Raw genomic sequence first — 16,151 nt, forward strand, 5'->3', positions numbered from 1 at the left:
TTCGCGGTGATCCTTGCGGGCGGGACGGGCCGCTTCTCGTCCACCGGCCGGTGTTCTTCCGCGCTTGTGCACAGGGTGCACCTCCGGTGGCGGACGGCGTCGGCGCCGGCAGGAACAGTCGGCGGCGGAGGTGATGGACGTGGCAGCGAAGTCAGCTGAAGTGGCGACCGTCAACGAGGTCCGCCTGGTGGGTCGCGTCAGCGGCGCCCCGGAGACCAGGACGATGCCGAGCGGGGACGACCTGGTCTCCTTCCGGCTCGTGGTCGACCGGACGGAGGGCGCCTACCGCGGCAAGCAGCGCGTCGACGTCCTGGACTGCGTGGTCTGGGACGGCCGACGGCAGCGGACGGTGGGTGCGTGGTCGACCGGCGACGTCGTCGAGGTGACCGGCGAGGTGCGCCGGCGCTTCTACCGAGCGCCGAACGGTACCGGCTCGCGCGTGGAGATCGAGGTGCGGACCGCGCGCCTCATCCGTCGCGCATCGAGCGCATGATCACGCCGACGTGCGGCTTGGGCTGGAACGACGTGGCCTTCTCCGGGAGCAGGCGGCCCGCTTGCGCGGCGTCGAGGACCTGCTCGAAGGTCGGTGGCGGGAGAAGGAGTGCGGTCCCGTGGCGGCGGCGTGCCGCTGCCACCGCCTCCTCCGAGTCGGGGTGGTGCCCGACGGCCCGCGGACCCCGGGGGAGCGCGGGCAGCAGGACCTCGTGCACGAACTCGACCATGGTTCCCGGACGGGCGGGGATGTGGGCGATGGCCCAGCGGCGGCCGTCGGTCACGGCCACCGTCGCGGGGTCCAGGTCGGCGGCGGTCGTGACCGGGCGGAACTCGATGACGATCCCCAGGGTCGAGAACGCGGCCAGCGCGTCGTCGAGCCGGACGCCGGCGAGCGTCCGGTGAATCGCGCGCAGCTGGAGTGGGGTGTCGCCGTGGTCGACGAGCATGGCCAGACCCGCGTCTGCCGCCGTGCCCGGGCGTCGGGCCTGCATGCGGAGATAGGCGGCATAGCGGTGGTGGCCGTCGGCGATGAGGGCTCGTGCCCCGGACAGCGCCTCGATGATGGGCGCCGCCTCGTCGGCGTCCCGGATCGCCCACAGCCGGTGCCGCTGGCCACCGGCATCCTCGAACTGGCGTGCCGGCGGGGAGCCGACCAGCCGTGCCACGTGCTCGCGGAGGGTCCCGCTCGCACGGTGGACGAGCAGGATCGGCGCCGGGTTGAGCTGCATCTCCTCCATCCGGTCGGCGAGCTCGTCCGCCTGGGCCGGATGGATGCCTTCATGGGGGAGCACGACGCTGTCGGCCCGGCTGGTCGCCCGGCGCGCGAGCTCCAGCGTGCCGACGATGCCTCGGACCGTGCGGTCGCCGGTCGTGTACTCATGGACGTAGAGCGCGGCGTGCGGGTCCGTGCTGATGCGTCCGCGCTCCTCCCACTGCTGGAGACGTGTCGCGACCGACCGAAAGGGGCGTGCGAAGAGCCGTCCCGACGCAGGATCGCCGATCCGCGAGGGCTGGAGGAGCCGGGCACGAAAGGGGTGGAGGCTCAGCGGGCCGGCCAGGTAGGGCGGGGACACGACATCGCTGGCGTCCATCCGGCCATGGTAGTGATGCGACCCCTGGGACGAGCGCGGACTAGGGTGGCGGCCATGCTGGGCGCATCCGAGCAGCCGCTGTGCGAGGCCTACGACCTCGCGATGCTCGACCTCGACGGGGTCGTCTACATCGGTGGGCACGCCGTTCCGGGGGCACCCGAGCGGCTCGACGCCGTGCGGGCGCGGGGTCAGCGGCTCGCCTTCATCACCAACAACGCGTCCCGGCCGCCCGAGGTCGTCGCCGCTCACCTCGACGACCTCGGTGTCTCCGCCAGCCCCCATGACGTCGTGACCTCCGCCCAGGCTGCCGCCCGCCTGCTGCGGGACAAGCTCGGTCCGGACGCGCGGATCGTCGCACTCGGAGCGGTCGGCCTCGTCGAGGCCCTCGCGGCCGAGGGCCTCTCCCCGGTCGGAGTCGAGGACGATGCCGACGCGCTGGCCACCGGCTACGGGCCCGATGTGCCGTGGCGCGACGTGATGCGGGCGGCGGTCCGGGTGCGCGACGGTCTCTGGTGGGTGGCGAGCAACAGCGACATGACGATCCCCACGGCTTACGGGACCGCTCCCGGGCACGGCGTCCTGGTCGACCTGCTGCGCCGCTTCTCCGGCGTCGAGCCGGTCATCGCCGGCAAGCCGGCGCGGCCGCTGCTCGACGAGACGGTGCGACGGGTCGGCGGGACCCGTCCGCTGATGGTGGGTGACCGGCTGGACACCGACATCGCGGGCGGTCATCACGCCGGCGTCGACTCGTTGCTCGTGCTGACCGGAGTCACCGGGCTCGCCGACCTTGCCGCGGCAACGGCCGACCTGCGCCCGACCTACATCTCCGCCGACCTGGGCGGCCTCCTCGTCGCGCACCCGGCCGTGGCGCCGCGGGACGGGCGCTGCGCGCTCGGCGGTTGGGACGTGTCCGTGGCCGACGGTCGGATCGCCGTGGCCGGCGACGGATCGGCGGATGACTGGTGGCGTGCCGTCGCCGTCGTCGCGTGGTGGTGGCTGGACGCCACCGGTTCGGCCGCGGACGTGAGCGGGCTGAGCGCTCCCCGGTAGCCTCTGCGGCATGAGCGAGGACCAGTCGTACGACAGCCAGGAGCCGGTGCGCACGGGCGTTCCGGCGGTCGACGCCGTCCTCGACGCGGTGGAGCAGGCCGCCGAGCTGCCGGCCGACGAGCAGGTCGCCGTGTTCGAGCGCGCCCACGAGCAGCTGCGCCGCGCCCTCGACGGCCGCGCGGACGAGCCCTCCTGACCGGCGGACGACACGTGCCACCGCGCCGCCTGCGCCTCGACGCCGAGCTCGTCCGTCGGCGGCTCGCCCGCTCCCGGGAGCACGCCAGCGAGCTGATCGCCGCCGGTCGCGTCACCGTCTCCGGCGTCGTCGCCACCAAGCCGGCGACCGGGGTCACCACCGACGTCGCTCTCGTCGTCAAGGACGACCCGCTCACCCCCGACTACGTCTCCCGTGGTGCGCACAAGCTGGCGGGCGCTCTCGCGGCTTTCGAGCCGTTGGGCCTCACCGTCGCCGGTCGCCGGTGCCTCGACGCCGGTGCGTCGACCGGCGGCTTCACCGACGTGCTGCTGCGCCGCGGAGCCGCCGAGGTCGTCGCCGTCGACGTGGGCTACGGCCAGCTCGCCTGGAAGCTCCAGCAGGACGAACGCGTCGAGGTGCACGACCGCACCAACGTCCGCGAGCTGACGCCCGAGCTGATCGGCGGGCCGGTCGACGTCGTCGTCGGTGACCTGTCCTTCATCTCCCTGACCCTCGTCCTCGACGCGCTGCTCGGCGTGACGGCGCCGGACGGCGACCTCGCGCTCATGGTGAAGCCGCAGTTCGAGGTCGGCAAGGAGCGCGTCGGCAAGGGTGGGGTGGTGCGGGAGTCGGCGCTGCGCGCGGAGGCCGTCAACGCCGTCGCTGCCGCGGCTGCCGCGCGCGGCTGGGGCGCCCGGTCGGTGACGACGAGCCCGCTGCCGGGCCCTTCGGGCAACGTCGAGTTCTTCCTGTGGCTGCGCCGCGGCGACGCCACCGTGGACGCCGATGCCATTGCTCAGGCGGTGCACGACAAGGTCGGCCTCGATGGGCGTCTCGGCGATCACACGACGGCCACCTCCGACGGACCGTCGACGGAGGGTGAGAGGGTGGAGCCGTGACCGACCCGACGCCCTCCGACACCGTGCGCCGCGTCCTGATGCTGACCCACACCGGCCGCCCGGAGGCCCGCGAGGTGGCCGGCGCCTTCTGCAAGGCGCTCGTCGGTCACGGCCTCATCGTCCGGCTGCCCGAGGCGGAGGCCGCCGACCTCGGCGTCGACGCGCAGGAAGGGCTCGAGCTGGCGCCCGCGGAGGGCGATCCCGCTCTCGACTGCGAGCTCGTCCTCGTCATCGGTGGCGACGGCACCATCCTGCGCGCGGCCGAGGTGACCCATGCCAGCGGGACGCCCGTGCTCGGGGTCAACCTGGGACACGTCGGCTTCCTCGCCGAGGCCGAGTACGACGACGTCGAGTCGACGATCGACGCGATCGTGAACCGCCGCTACGTCGCGGAGGACCGGCTCACCCTCGACGTGCGGGTCTACACCGACGGCGTCGAGGTCTTCCGGACGTTCGCCGTCAACGAGGCCAGCGTGGAGAAGGCCGCCCGGGAGCGGATGCTCGAGGTCATCATCGAGGTCGACGACCGACCCCTGTCCCGGTTCGGCTGTGACGGCGTGGTCTGTGCGACGCCCACCGGGTCGACCGCCTACAACTTCAGCGCCGGCGGTCCGGTCGTGTGGCCGGCCGTGGAGGCGCTGCTCATGGTCCCGATCAGCGCCCACGCGCTGTTCGCGCGCCCGCTCGTCGTGGCGCCCACCTCCGAGCTCGCGGTGGAGGTGATCAGCCGTACGGACGGGGCCGGCGTGCTCTGGTGCGACGGACGGCGTGCCTTCGACCTGCCGCCCGGCGCGCGGATCGAGGTGACCCGCGGCGACCGTCCGGTGCGGCTCGTGCGCCTGCACGAGGCGCCGTTCACCGACCGCCTCGTGGCGAAGTTCGACCTCCCGGTCCACGGCTGGCGTGGCGCTGCGGAGCGGCTGCGACGGGAGCGTGGCGATGCTTGAGGAGATCAGGATCTCGTCGCTCGGCGTGATCGAGGACTCGGTGCTCGAGCTCGGCCCGGGCCTGACCGTCATCAGCGGTGAGACGGGTGCCGGCAAGACGATGATCGTGACGGCCCTCGGCCTGCTGCTCGGCGGCCGCGCCGACTCCGGGGCGGTCCGGAGCGGTGCCCGTACGGCACGCGTCGAGGGGATCGTCGACGCCACCCGTCTCGCGTCGTTCGCCGAGTCTGTCGACGAGGCCGGCGGCGAGGTGGAGGACGGCCGCGTCGTCCTGGCCCGCAGCGTCGCCGCGGAGGGACGCTCGCGGGCGTTCGTCGGGGGAGCCGCGGTCCCCATCACGACGCTCGCCGAGGTGGCCGAGCCGCTCGTCGCCGTCCACGGCCAGTCGGACCAGCACCGGCTGCTCCGCGCACGGGCTCAGCGCGACGCGCTCGACCGGTTCGGCGGTGCGCCGATCGCCGAGGCGCTCGAGCGCTACCGGACGCTCCATCGGCGGCTGCAGGACGTCGAGGCCGAGCTCGACGACGTCACCGCGTCCCAGCGGGAGCGGGCCCGCGAGGCCGACCTGCTCCGCTTCGGGCTCGCCGAGATCGAAGCGGTCGACCCGCAGCCGGGGGAGGACGCCGCCCTCGCGACCGAAGAGTCGCGACTGGGCTTCGCCGACACGCTGCGCACCGCCGCCGAGCAGGCGCGGGAGGCGCTGTCCAGCGAGGACGGCGCCCCGGACGCGCTCGGGACGGTAAGCGCCGCCCGTGCGCAGCTCGAGGCAGTCCGCGAGCACGACACGGAGGCCGGCGAGCTCGCCGACCGGCTGGCGGAGGTCAGCTATCTGCTGTCCGACGCCGCGGCCGACGTGGCGTCCTACGCCGCGCGGATCGAGACCGACCCGGCGCGTCTCGCGGGCGTGTCGGAACGGCGCGCGGCGCTGACCGCGCTCACCCGCAAGTACGGCGACACGATCGACGAGGTCCTCGCGTGGTCGGCGACCTCCGCCGCCCGCCTGCTCGATCTCGACGGGACCGACGAGCGCATCGAGGGGCTCCGCGCCGAGCGGAGCCGGCTGCGTGACGAGCTGGCCGACGTCGCGGGCGAGCTGTCGGGCCTGCGCGCCGAGGCCGCCGGCCGCCTGGCCGCGGAGGTGACCGACGAGCTGACGCGGCTCGCCATGCCGCACGCCCGGCTGTCCGTGGACGTGCGGCAGACCGAGCTGCCGGCGCCGGAGGCCGGCGCCGGACGAGAGCCGCTGCGGGTGGGCAAGCGGTGGCTCCGCTTCGGCAGCTCGGGGGTCGACGAGGTCGAGCTGCTGCTCGCCGCCAACTCCGGCTCCGACCCGCGCCCGCTCGACAAGGGCGCCTCGGGCGGCGAGCTGTCGCGCGTGATGCTCGCGCTCGAGGTCGCGCTGGCGGGCACCAGCCCGGTGCCGACCTTCGTCTTCGACGAGGTCGATGCCGGCGTGGGCGGCGCCGCGGCCGTCGAGGTGGGTCGCCGGCTGGCCCAGCTGGCCCGGTCCGCGCAGGTCCTGGTCGTCACCCACCTCCCGCAGGTGGCGGCCTACGCCGACCACCACGTGGTCGTCGAGAAGTCGAGCGACGGCAGCGTGACCAGCTCCGGGCTGACGCGCCTCGACGACGCCGGACGGGAGCGCGAGCTCTCGCGGATGCTCGCGGGCCTCACCGACTCCGACACGGCGCTGGCGCACGCTCGCGAGCTGCTCGAGGTGGCTCGCTCCGCACGCTGACACGCCGACGGAGCGCTGCCACGACGGTGCCTCGTCGGATGTGAGGATGAAGGAGCCATGAGACTCCCCAGCCGATCCTCCACCGCCACCGACCTCGGGACCGGCGTGCGTGGTGCCGTCCGCGCCGGCCGGCCGACCCGCTCGCTGCTCAACCGCCTCGAGCCCGGGGACGTCGCCGTCATCGACCACCTCGACCTCGACCAGGGGACCGCGCGCGCGATCGTCGATGCCCGCGTGGCCGCCGTCGTCAACGCGCAGCCGATGATCTCGGGCCGCTACGCCAACCTCGGGCCGGAGATCCTCGCCGAGGCCGGCATCGTCCTCGTCGAGGGGATCGGCGGCTCCGCCTTCGCGCGTCTCGCCGAGACGGACGTCGCCACGGTCCGCGACGGTGGGGTCTACGACGGTGCGCAGCTCATCGCCGAGGGCCGGGCGCTCGACCTGGACGACGTACGCCTGGCCATGGCCGAGGCCCGTGCCGGCCTGGCCGCCCAGCTGGAGACCTTCACGCACAACAGCAGCGAGCTCCTCCGCCGCGAGCAGCACGTGCTGCTCGACGGCTCCGGCCTCCCGATGCTCCACACGCCCCTGGACGCGCGTCCGGTGGTGGTCGTCGCGCAGGCGCGACCCGCCGAGCTGGCCCAGGTCAAGCGCTTCGTGCGCGAGCAGCGACCCGTCGTCGTCGCCGTCGACGCCGCGGCCGCGAGGCTCCGCAAGGCCGGCATCAAGCCGGACGTCGTCGTGCTCTCCGGTGCCGAGTCGCTCCCCGAGGCGAAGGTGCTCCGCGGTGCCCGTGACGTCGTGGTCGTCCAGCGTGCCGACGCCGCCCCCGGGGTCACCGAGGGCCTGGCGCGGATGGGGATCTCCCCGCACCTCGTCGCCACGACCGTGTCGACCGAGGACGCGGCGCTGCTCGTCGCCAACGCCGGTCGACCCAGCCTCGTCGTCGGCGTCGGCCTGACCGCGACGTTGGAGGACTTCCTCGACCGGCGTCGCTCGGGCCTGGCCGGCAGCTACCTCACCCGCCTCGTGCTCGGCCCGCGCCTGGTCGACGCGGCGGCGCTGCCGCTGCTCTACACCGGGCGGGTACGGCCCTGGCACGTCGGACTCTCGGTGCTCGCCGGCCTGGCCGCGGTCGCTGCCTCCATCGCGACCACCGCCGTCGGTCACGACTGGGCCCAGCAGCTGGTGGAGCTGGTCCGATGAGGCGGCTGATCCCGCTGCTCAGCGTGCTGTTCGCGCTCGCCGTCGGCCTCGCGCTGGGTGCCGGGCCGCTCGACGACAAACGCGGTGACGCCGCGCCCGCCCAGCACGCCCGCAGGAGCGCCCCGGCGTTCGACGAGACGTTCGCGAGCACGGTGGCACCAGCCCTCTACGCCCACCGGCTGGCGAAGCAGAGCGTCGCCGTCGTGACAACGCCCGGCGCCTCCCCGGCGACCGTCAAGGCACTGGTCGACCAGATCGTGACCGCGGGTGGTGCGGTCGCCAGCCGCACCGAGCTGACCCGTGCGTTGACCGCGCCGGGCCAGAAGACGCTGGTCGACACGATGGGCAGCCAGCTGGCCACGCAGCTCGGCCAGCAGGTCCCTGCTCTCGCCGACCCGGCCCTGTCCACCTACCCGCGCATGGGCCGCCTCGTGGGGCTCGCGGTCGCCACAACGGGTGCTCCTGCGGCTGCGAGCGCGCCTGCCAGCACCGTGCGCGAGAGCCTCAAGGCGGCCAAGCTCACGAGCGGGCTGTCCGGCGACACCGCGGGCGTCGCGCCGCTCGTCCTCGTCGTGCTCGGGAAGGACCTCGACGACGCCATCGCCGACGGCCTGGTGCAGGGCCTCGCCGCCCAGGCGCACGGGGTCGTGGTCGCGGGCCGCAGCAACAGCGCCGACATCGCGGCACTGCGCAAGCGGGACACGCCGGCGGCGACCGTCGACGGGACCGAGAGCGGGGCCGGTCGAGTGGCCGCCGTACTCGCCCTGGTGCACCAGATCGAAGGCGGCGGCGGAAGCTTCGGCGCGTCTGGAATCGATGGAGCGGTTCCCGTCGGATAAGATTGAGGTCCATGAAGTCGGGCGCCCAGACCAAGCACGTTTTTGTCACCGGAGGCGTCGCCTCCTCACTCGGTAAGGGCCTGACGGCCTCCAGCCTCGGTCGGCTGCTCCGCTCGCGCGGACTCAGCGTGACCATGCAGAAGCTCGACCCGTACCTCAACGTGGACCCGGGCACGATGAACCCGTTCCAGCACGGTGAGGTCTTCGTCACCAACGACGGCGCGGAGACCGACCTGGACGTCGGCCACTACGAGCGGTTCCTCGACACCGACCTGAGCGGCAGCGCGAACGTCACGACCGGCCAGGTCTACTCCAACGTCATCGCGAAGGAACGGCGCGGCGACTACCTGGGGGAGACCGTCCAGGTCATCCCGCACATCACCAACGAGATCGTCGAGCGGATCCTCGCCATGCACGGCGCCGGCGTCGACGTGGTGATCACCGAGATCGGCGGCACCGTCGGCGACATCGAGTCGCTGCCGTTCCTCGAGGCCGCCCGCCAGGTGCGCCAGAAGATCGGGCGCGACAACGTGTTCTTCGTCCACGTGTCGCTGGTGCCCTACATCGGTCCGTCCAAGGAGCTCAAGACCAAGCCGACGCAGCACTCGGTGGCCGCGCTGCGCCAGATCGGTCTCCAGCCCGACGCCGTCGTGTGTCGGGCCGACCGCGACCTGCCGCAGGGGATCAAGTCGAAGATCGCGCTGATGTGCGACGTCGACGAGGACGCGGTGGTCACCTGTGCCGACGCGCCGAGCATCTACGACATCCCCAAGGTCCTCCACCGCGAGGGTCTCGACGCGTACGTCGTCCGCAAGCTCGGCCTGCCGTTCCGTGATGTCGACTGGACGGTCTGGGACGACCTGCTCCGCCGGGTGCACCACCCGAAGGAGGAGGTCACCGTCGGCCTGGTCGGCAAGTACATCGACCTGCCCGACGCCTACCTGTCGGTCGCCGAGGCGCTGCGGGCGGGCGGCTTCGCCCACGAGGCCAAGGTCAACATCCGGTGGATCCGGTCCGACGACTGCGAGACGCCGGCGGGCGCCCAGAAGCACCTGCACGACGTCGACGCGGTCCTCGTGCCGGGCGGCTTCGGGATCCGGGGCCTAGAGGGCAAGCTCGGTGCGCTGACCTACGCGCGCACCCACGGCATCCCGACGCTCGGCATCTGCCTCGGCCTGCAGTGCATGGTCATCGAGTACGCCCGCGAGGTGCTCGGCCTCGAGAAGGCCGACTCGACCGAGTTCGACGCCGACACGCCGGAGCCCGTGATCGCCACCATCGCCGAGCAGCTCGCCTTCGTCGAGGGCGCCGGTGACCTCGGCGGCACCATGCGCCTGGGTCTCTACCCGGCGGACCTCAAGCCTGGCTCGATCGCCCGCGAGGTCTACGGCGCGCCCGAGATCCAGGAGCGGCACCGCCACCGCTACGAGGTCAACAACAGCTACCGCGACCAGCTCGAGGAGGCCGGGATGGTCTTCTCCGGCACCTCGCCGGACAACAACCTCGTCGAGTTCGTCGAGCTGCCCCGCGAGATCCATCCCTACTACATCGCGACCCAGGCCCACCCCGAGCTGCGCTCGCGGCCCACGAAGGCACACCCGCTGTTCAAGGGCCTCGTCGGCGCCGCGATCATCCGGCAGAAGGAGCAGCGGTTCCCGATCGACGAGTCGAAGCTGCACCGGGAGCCCGAGCCGGAGCACGTGGCCGAGTGACCACGCAGGAGCCACGGCTCGAGGACGTCGAGGAGTCCTGGCCGGTCGTCGAGTCGACGGACCTGCACCGCGACGAGTGGATCGTCGCCCTGCGAGCCGACCTGATCACGGCGCCGTCGCACCCCGAGGGTGAGCCGTTCCGGCGGCTCGTGCTCGAGCACCCCGGCGCGGCGGTCGTGCTCGCGGTCGACGACGAGGAGCGGGTCGTCTGCGTGTCGCAGTACCGCCACGCCGCACGCCGGCGGTTCATCGAGCTGCCGGCCGGGCTCTGCGACGCCGACGGCGAGGACCCGCTCGCCGTGGCCCAGCGGGAGCTGCAGGAGGAGGCGCAGCTGGCGGCCGAGGAGTGGACGCATCTCGCGTCCGCCTACTCCTCGCCCGGGATCTCGAGCGAGCGCATGCACTTCTACCTCGCGCGCGGCCTGCGCGACGTCGACCGCGGCGACTTCGAGCTGGAGCACGAGGAGGCGGACATGCAGGTCTTCCGCGTTCCGTACGCCGACCTGGTGGACGCCATCCTCGCCGGCCGCGTCACCGACGCGCCGGTGATCCTCGCCGTCCTCACCGCCCAGGCGCGCGGCCTCGCTGGCGCCCGGCCATGACCGACGCCGGTCCCGTCGCCCGCGCCGTGCGTGCCTACCTCGACCACCTCACGGTCGAGCGCGGTGTCGCGGCCAACACGCTGGCGTCCTACCGGCGGGACCTGCGTCGCTACCAGGGTTTCCTCGACGCCCGGGGGATCACCGACCTGGGGGAGGTCTCCGAGCAGACGGTGACCGACTTCCTGGCGGCCCTGCGCGAGGGCGACGCCGACCACCCGCCGCTGGGCGCCAGCTCGGCGGCCCGCACCGTCGTCGCGGTGCGCGGCTTCCACCGGTTCGCGGTCTCCGACGGCCTGACGGAGGCCGACCCGGCGGCCGGCGTACGACCGCCACGGCCGGCCAAGCGGCTGCCCAAGGCCCTCCCGTTGGCCGACGTGGAGGCCATCCTCGAGACCGCAGGGGCACCGGGCACCACGCTCGCGCTGCGGGACCGCGCCCTGCTGGAGGTGCTCTACGGCACGGGCGCCCGGATCTCCGAGGCCGCCGGGCTGGACGTCGACGACGTCGACCTCGTCGACGGCACCGTGCTGCTGCGCGGCAAGGGCGGCAAGCAGCGGCTGGTGCCGATCGGGTCCTACGCCCGCGCGGCGGTGGAGGCCTACCTCGTCCGGGGACGGCCGGGGCTGGCCATGGTCTCGAGCGGTGCGACCAGCGAGCGGGCCGGAGCGCTCTTCCTCAACTCGCGCGGCGGGCGGCTCTCGCGCCAGTCCGCGTGGACAGTGCTGGTGCGCGCCGCCGAGCGGGCGGGCGTGACCCACGACGTCTCCCCGCACACGCTGCGCCACTCGTTCGCCACCCACCTGCTCGACGGCGGAGCCGACGTCCGCGTCGTGCAGGAGCTGCTCGGCCACGCGTCCGTGACGACGACCCAGATCTACACCCTCGTGACGGTGGACAACCTGCGCGAGGTGTTCGCCGCCGCGCACCCGCGCGCTCGCTGAGCGACGGTCAGGTCCAGCGCTCCGAGCGCGCGTGCTGGAAGATCAGGTTCGTCTCGGTCAGCGCGACGTCCGGGTTGCTGGACAGGTGCTGGATGACGAACGCGTTGAGGCCGTCGGTGCCGGCCGCGGCGACGTGCACGAAGAAGTCGTGGCCGCCGCCGAGCAGGAACACGTTGAGCACACCCGGCAGGGCCGCGAGCTGCCGCATGAACGCCTCCAGTCGCGACCGCGCGTGACCATGCATGCGGACGGCGATCATCGCCTGCAGCGGACGGCCGGCCAGGCTGGGGTCGATGTCGGCGTGGAAGCCTCGTACGACGCCCGACTCCCGCAGCGCCCGGATCCTGCCGAGGCACGTCGAGGGTGCGATGCCGGCCTTGGCCGCCAGCGCGTTGTTGGGCTGGCGGGCGTCGGCGGAGAGCTCGGCGAGCAGGATGCGGTCGATGTCGTCGAGGTCGGGAGCGACGACACCCGCCCGATCCAGCACTGCCCGAACATCCTTCGCACGACCGGTCGTGCGGGCATCGAGGGCTGAAGGTTCGGCGGTCATGGGTGCAATCTAGCGAATCTTGTTCATCACCCTGGCGGCACGCCGAAGATCCGGCCGACAATCGCCGCATGACCAAGATCGGCGTGCCCAAGGAAGTCAAGAACCACGAATACCGCGTGGCCATCACGCCGATCGGCGTGCACGAGCTGGTCGCGCACGGCCACGAAGTGGTGGTCGAGCGCGGGGCCGGTCTGGGTTCCCAGATCCCCGACGCGGAGTACGAAGCGGCCGGCGCCAAGCTCCTCGACTCCGCCGACGAGGTGTGGGGGAGCTCCGACACCGTCCTCAAGGTCAAGGAGCCGATCGCGGAGGAGTATCACCGGCTCCGCGAGGGCCTGACCCTCTTCACCTACCTCCACCTGGCCGCCGACAAGCCGCTGACCGACGAGCTGCTGGCCAAGAAGGTCACCGGCATCGCCTACGAGACCGTGCAGCTGCCGAGCGGCGGACTGCCGCTGCTGTACCCGATGTCCGAGGTCGCCGGCTGCCTGGCGCCCCAGGTCGGCGCCTACAACCTGATGAAGGCGCAGGGCGGCCGCGGCGTCCTCATGGGCGGCGTCGGCGGCGTCGCCAACGCCAAGGTCGTCATCATCGGTGCCGGCGTCTCGGGCCAGAACGCGGCCAACATCGCCCTCGGCATGGGGGCCGACGTGACCCTGCTCGACACCGACCTCGACAAGCTGCGGATGTCGTTCTGGCGCTACAACAACCGCGTCCACGGCCTCGCCTCCTCCCGGCTGGCGATCGAGGAGCAGGTCAAGCAGGCCGACCTGGTCATCGGCGCGGTGCTCATCCCGGGTGCCGCGGCGCCCAAGCTGGTCACCAACGACCTGGTCGCGCAGATGAAGCCCGGCTCCGTCCTCGTCGACATCGCGATCGACCAGGGCGGCTGCTTCGAGGACTCCCACGCGACCACGCACGCCGACCCGACGTACCAGGTGCACAACTCGACGTTCTACTGTGTTGCCAACATGCCTGGCGCCGTCCCCAACACCTCGACCTACGCCCTGACCAACGCGACGCTCCCGTACGTCGTCGCGCTGGCCGACAAGGGCTGGGCGCAGGCGTGCCGCGACGACCGCTCCCTCGCCCTGGGCCTCAACACCCACGCCGGCCAGCTGACCAACGCGCCGGTCGGCGAGGCGGTCGGCATCGCGGCGACCGCACTCGACGAGGTTCTCGCCTGACCTCCACGATCCCCACCGCGGGCGCCTGGGTGCCCGCTCACGGAGCCTCGCCCGACGAGGTGTACGACGCCGTTGCGTCGTACACCTCGTCGCGCGGACTGACGCTCTACCCGCACCAGGACGAGGCGATCATCGAGCTGCTCGGTGGCAGCAACGTCGTCCTCGCGACGCCGACCGGGTCGGGCAAGTCGCTGGTCGCGCTCGGCGCGCACGCCGCCGCCCTGGCGACCGACCGGGTGTCGTTCTACACCGCGCCGATCAAGGCGCTGGTGAGCGAGAAGTTCTTCGACCTCTGCGAGGTGCTCGGCGCCGACAACGTCGGGATGCTGACGGGTGATGCCGCGGTCAACGCGGACGCGCCGGTCATCTGCTGCACGGCCGAGGTGCTGGCCAACATCGCGCTGCGCGAGGGTGCCGCCGCTGACGTCGGGCTGGTCGTCATGGACGAGTTCCACTACTACGCCGAGCCCGACCGCGGCTGGGCGTGGCAGGTGCCGCTCCTCGAGCTTCCCCAGGCGCAGTTCCTGCTCATGTCGGCGACGCTCGGCGACATGACGAGGATCGCGGCCGACCTGACCCGCCGCACCGGCCGGGAGACGGCGATCGTGGACCAGGCCGAGCGCCCCGTCCCGCTCACGTTCACGTGGTCGCTCACGCCGCTGGACGAGACGCTCGAGGAGCTCGTCACGACCGGCCAGGGCCCCGTCTACGTCGTCCACTTCACCCAGGCCGCGGCCGTCGAGCACGCCACCTCGCTGGTGAAGGCGGGGTGGGTCGGCGCCGCGTCCGACGACCTGAAGGGTCGGCTGGCCGGCGTACGGTTCGGCGCCGGGTTCGGCAAGACCCTCGGCAGCCTGCTGCGCAAGGGCATCGGCGTCCACCACGCCGGCATGCTGCCGCGCTACCGGCGGCTCGTCGAGCAGCTCGCGCAGGCCGGTCTGCTCCGTGTCATCTGCGGCACCGACACCCTGGGGGTCGGCATCAACGTGCCGATCCGCACGGTCCTCTTCACGGGGCTGGCCAAGTTCGACGGCCACCGCCAGCGCGTCCTGCGCAACCGTGAGTTCCTGCAGATCGCGGGCCGCGCCGGTCGTGCCGGCTACGACACCGCCGGCTACGTGGTCGTCCAGGCCCCCGAGCACGTCATCGAGAACGAGAAGGCGAAGGCCAAGGCGGCCGAGCGGCAGGCGGCCGGCAAGAAGAACTCGAAGGCGCAGCTGAAGAAGCCGCCGGAGGGCACGGTCGTGTGGACCGAGGCGACGTTCACGAAGCTCGTCGACGGCAGCCCGGAGCCGCTCCAGTCGCGGATGAAGGTCGACAACGCGATGATCCTCAACGTCGTCGCCCGGGACGAGGACGCCTTCGCCGTCCTGCGCCGCCTGCTCACGGACAACCACGAGGACCGACGTACGCAGCTCAAGCTGGCGCGCCGGGCGCTGCGACTGACGAGGTCGCTGGTCGCCTCCGGGGTCCTGACCCGGCTGGACCGGCCCGACGAGCTCGGCCGTCGCTATGTGCTGACCGAGGACCTTCCGCCCGACTTCGCGCTCAACCAGCCGCTGGCTCACTTCGCCCTTGCGGCCCTCGACGTGCTCGACCACGAGAGCAGCGAGCACACCGTCGAGGTGGTCTCGGTCGTCGAGTCGGTGCTCGAGGCGCCGCGCCAGATCCTCTTCGCCCAGCAGCACGCGGCCCGGGGCGAGGCGATCGCGGAGATGAAGGCCGACGGCCTCGACTACGACGAGCGGATGGCGCTGCTCGAGGAGGTCACCTGGCCACGCCCACTGGTGGAGCTGCTCGAGGGTCTCTACGAGACCTACCGACAGTCGCACCCATGGCTGCCCGAGGACGCGCTCGACCCGAAGTCGATCGTGCGCGAGATGTACGAGCAGGGCATGACCTTCACCGACTTCGTCGGGCGCTACCAGCTGGCGCGGTCGGAGGGGCTCGTGCTGCGCTACCTGACCGACGCCTACAAGACGTTCCTCCACACCGTTCCCGAGGCGCACCGGACCCCTGCCCTCGAGGACCTCGTCGAGTGGCTGGGGGAGACCGTGCGACAGACCGACTCGTCGCTGCTCGACGAGTGGGAGGCGCTGGCCGACCCGGCCCACGCGCGCTCCGACATCGCCCACCACGAGCCGCCGCCACCGCCACGGCCGATCAGTCAGCAGACCCGCGCCTTCGCGGTCATGGTGCGCAACGCGATGTGGCGGCGCGTCGAGCTGGTCGCGCGCGACGACGTCCGCGGGCTCGGGGCGCTCGACCGGACCGACGCGGCCCGGTTCGAGCCGCCACGCGATCCGGTGATGGAGCAGGGCTCCTGGGACGCGGCGCTGGAGGACTACTACACCGACCACGACGACGTGCTGCTGGACGGCGACGCCCGAGGGCCGTCGTACCTCATCGTGCGTGACGAGGGCCGGACACGGCACGTCCGCCAGACCCTCGCGGACCCGGCCGGCGACCACGACTGGGTGATCGAGGCCGAGGTCGACCTCGACGCGTCGGACTCGCTCGGCGAGCTCGCGCTGACCGTCACCGGGATGCGGCGCCTCGGCGGCTGACGGTGAGGCGGAGCGTTCGGAACGCTGCAGTTCCTCGACGCAGCGCGGACATCCGGCGCAGGCACCTGCTACGGGCGCAGACGACCCCGGCCGATCACCTCTCCCGCCGCCCGGGTCGCGTGATGCCAGCA

General features: G+C 72.7%; 15 protein-coding genes. 13 read left to right on the forward strand and 2 right to left on the reverse strand.

Annotation, left to right across the window (positions count from 1 at the left end; all coding sequences use genetic code 11):
- The first annotated feature begins 139 nt into the window (after positions 1-139).
- Positions 140-493, forward strand: coding sequence for a single-stranded DNA-binding protein (locus tag QDS12_RS15500; RefSeq protein ID WP_279880496.1), 354 nt, complete (start codon positions 140-142; stop codon positions 491-493).
- Here QDS12_RS15500 and QDS12_RS15505 read toward each other — a convergent pair.
- Positions 468-1,586, reverse strand: a complete 1,119-nt coding sequence (locus QDS12_RS15505; protein ID WP_279880498.1) for a DUF1015 family protein — start codon at positions 1,584-1,586, stop codon at positions 468-470. The genes QDS12_RS15500 and QDS12_RS15505 overlap by 26 nt on opposite strands.
- A 54-nt stretch (positions 1,587-1,640) precedes the next feature.
- Here QDS12_RS15505 and QDS12_RS15510 point away from each other — a divergent pair, with 54 nt between their 5' ends.
- The 10 genes from QDS12_RS15510 to xerD are packed head-to-tail and all read left to right on the forward strand — an operon-like array spanning position 1,641 to position 11,716.
- Entirely contained in the window at positions 1,641-2,636 is a 996-nt protein-coding gene (locus tag QDS12_RS15510) for an HAD-IIA family hydrolase (protein WP_279880501.1), read from the forward strand.
- A 10-nt stretch (positions 2,637-2,646) separates the two neighbouring features.
- On the forward strand, positions 2,647-2,832 hold the full coding sequence (locus QDS12_RS15515) for a hypothetical protein (protein WP_279880504.1): 186 nt from the start codon (positions 2,647-2,649) through the stop codon (positions 2,830-2,832).
- 14 nt (positions 2,833-2,846) lie between these two features.
- Positions 2,847-3,731, forward strand: coding sequence for a TlyA family RNA methyltransferase (locus tag QDS12_RS15520; RefSeq protein ID WP_279880506.1), 885 nt, complete (start codon positions 2,847-2,849; stop codon positions 3,729-3,731).
- On the forward strand, positions 3,728-4,678 hold the full coding sequence (locus QDS12_RS15525) for an NAD kinase (protein WP_279880509.1): 951 nt from the start codon (positions 3,728-3,730) through the stop codon (positions 4,676-4,678). The genes QDS12_RS15520 and QDS12_RS15525 overlap by 4 nt, the downstream gene beginning before the upstream one ends.
- Positions 4,671-6,416 carry a DNA repair protein RecN gene (gene recN / locus QDS12_RS15530; RefSeq protein ID WP_279880511.1) on the forward strand — a complete coding sequence of 582 codons (1,746 nt, stop codon included), beginning with the start codon at positions 4,671-4,673 and terminating at the stop codon, positions 6,414-6,416. The genes QDS12_RS15525 and recN overlap by 8 nt, the downstream gene beginning before the upstream one ends.
- Positions 6,417-6,473: 57 nt before the next feature.
- Positions 6,474-7,622: a putative cytokinetic ring protein SteA gene (gene steA / locus QDS12_RS15535; protein ID WP_279880513.1), complete on the forward strand. Its 1,149-nt coding sequence runs from the start codon at positions 6,474-6,476 to the stop codon at positions 7,620-7,622.
- On the forward strand, positions 7,619-8,461 hold the full coding sequence (locus QDS12_RS15540; protein WP_279880515.1) for a copper transporter: 843 nt from the start codon (positions 7,619-7,621) through the stop codon (positions 8,459-8,461). Before steA ends, QDS12_RS15540 begins: the two co-directional genes overlap by 4 nt.
- An 11-nt stretch (positions 8,462-8,472) precedes the next feature.
- Positions 8,473-10,173 carry a CTP synthase gene (locus tag QDS12_RS15545; protein WP_279880517.1) on the forward strand — a complete coding sequence of 567 codons (1,701 nt, stop codon included), beginning with the start codon at positions 8,473-8,475 and terminating at the stop codon, positions 10,171-10,173.
- Positions 10,170-10,775 (forward strand): NUDIX hydrolase, encoded by a 606-nt coding sequence (locus tag QDS12_RS15550; RefSeq protein ID WP_279880520.1) that lies wholly within the window; start codon positions 10,170-10,172, stop codon positions 10,773-10,775. The genes QDS12_RS15545 and QDS12_RS15550 overlap by 4 nt, the downstream gene beginning before the upstream one ends.
- Positions 10,772-11,716: a site-specific tyrosine recombinase XerD gene (gene xerD, locus QDS12_RS15555; RefSeq protein ID WP_279880523.1), complete on the forward strand. Its 945-nt coding sequence runs from the start codon at positions 10,772-10,774 to the stop codon at positions 11,714-11,716. Before QDS12_RS15550 ends, xerD begins: the two co-directional genes overlap by 4 nt.
- 7 nt (positions 11,717-11,723) lie before the next feature.
- Here xerD and QDS12_RS15560 read toward each other — a convergent pair whose 3' ends face one another.
- The gene (locus tag QDS12_RS15560; RefSeq protein WP_279880525.1) at positions 11,724-12,203 is read right to left on the reverse strand and encodes an Lrp/AsnC family transcriptional regulator; all 480 of its coding nucleotides are present in this window, start codon (positions 12,201-12,203) and stop codon (positions 11,724-11,726) included.
- Between the two features lie 131 nt (positions 12,204-12,334).
- Here QDS12_RS15560 and ald point away from each other — a divergent pair, with 131 nt between their 5' ends.
- Both ald and QDS12_RS15570 read left to right on the forward strand, forming a co-directional pair.
- Entirely contained in the window at positions 12,335-13,453 is a 1,119-nt protein-coding gene (gene ald / locus QDS12_RS15565) for an alanine dehydrogenase (RefSeq protein WP_279880527.1), read from the forward strand.
- Between the two features lie 29 nt (positions 13,454-13,482).
- The gene (locus tag QDS12_RS15570) at positions 13,483-16,020 is read left to right on the forward strand and encodes a DEAD/DEAH box helicase (protein WP_279880530.1); all 2,538 of its coding nucleotides are present in this window, start codon (positions 13,483-13,485) and stop codon (positions 16,018-16,020) included.
- Positions 16,021-16,151: the final 131 nt, after the last annotated feature.

Origin of the sequence: Nocardioides sp. CER19, assembly GCF_029846275.1 — a bacterium.
In the GTDB taxonomy this organism is placed as follows: domain Bacteria; phylum Actinomycetota; class Actinomycetes; order Propionibacteriales; family Nocardioidaceae; genus Nocardioides.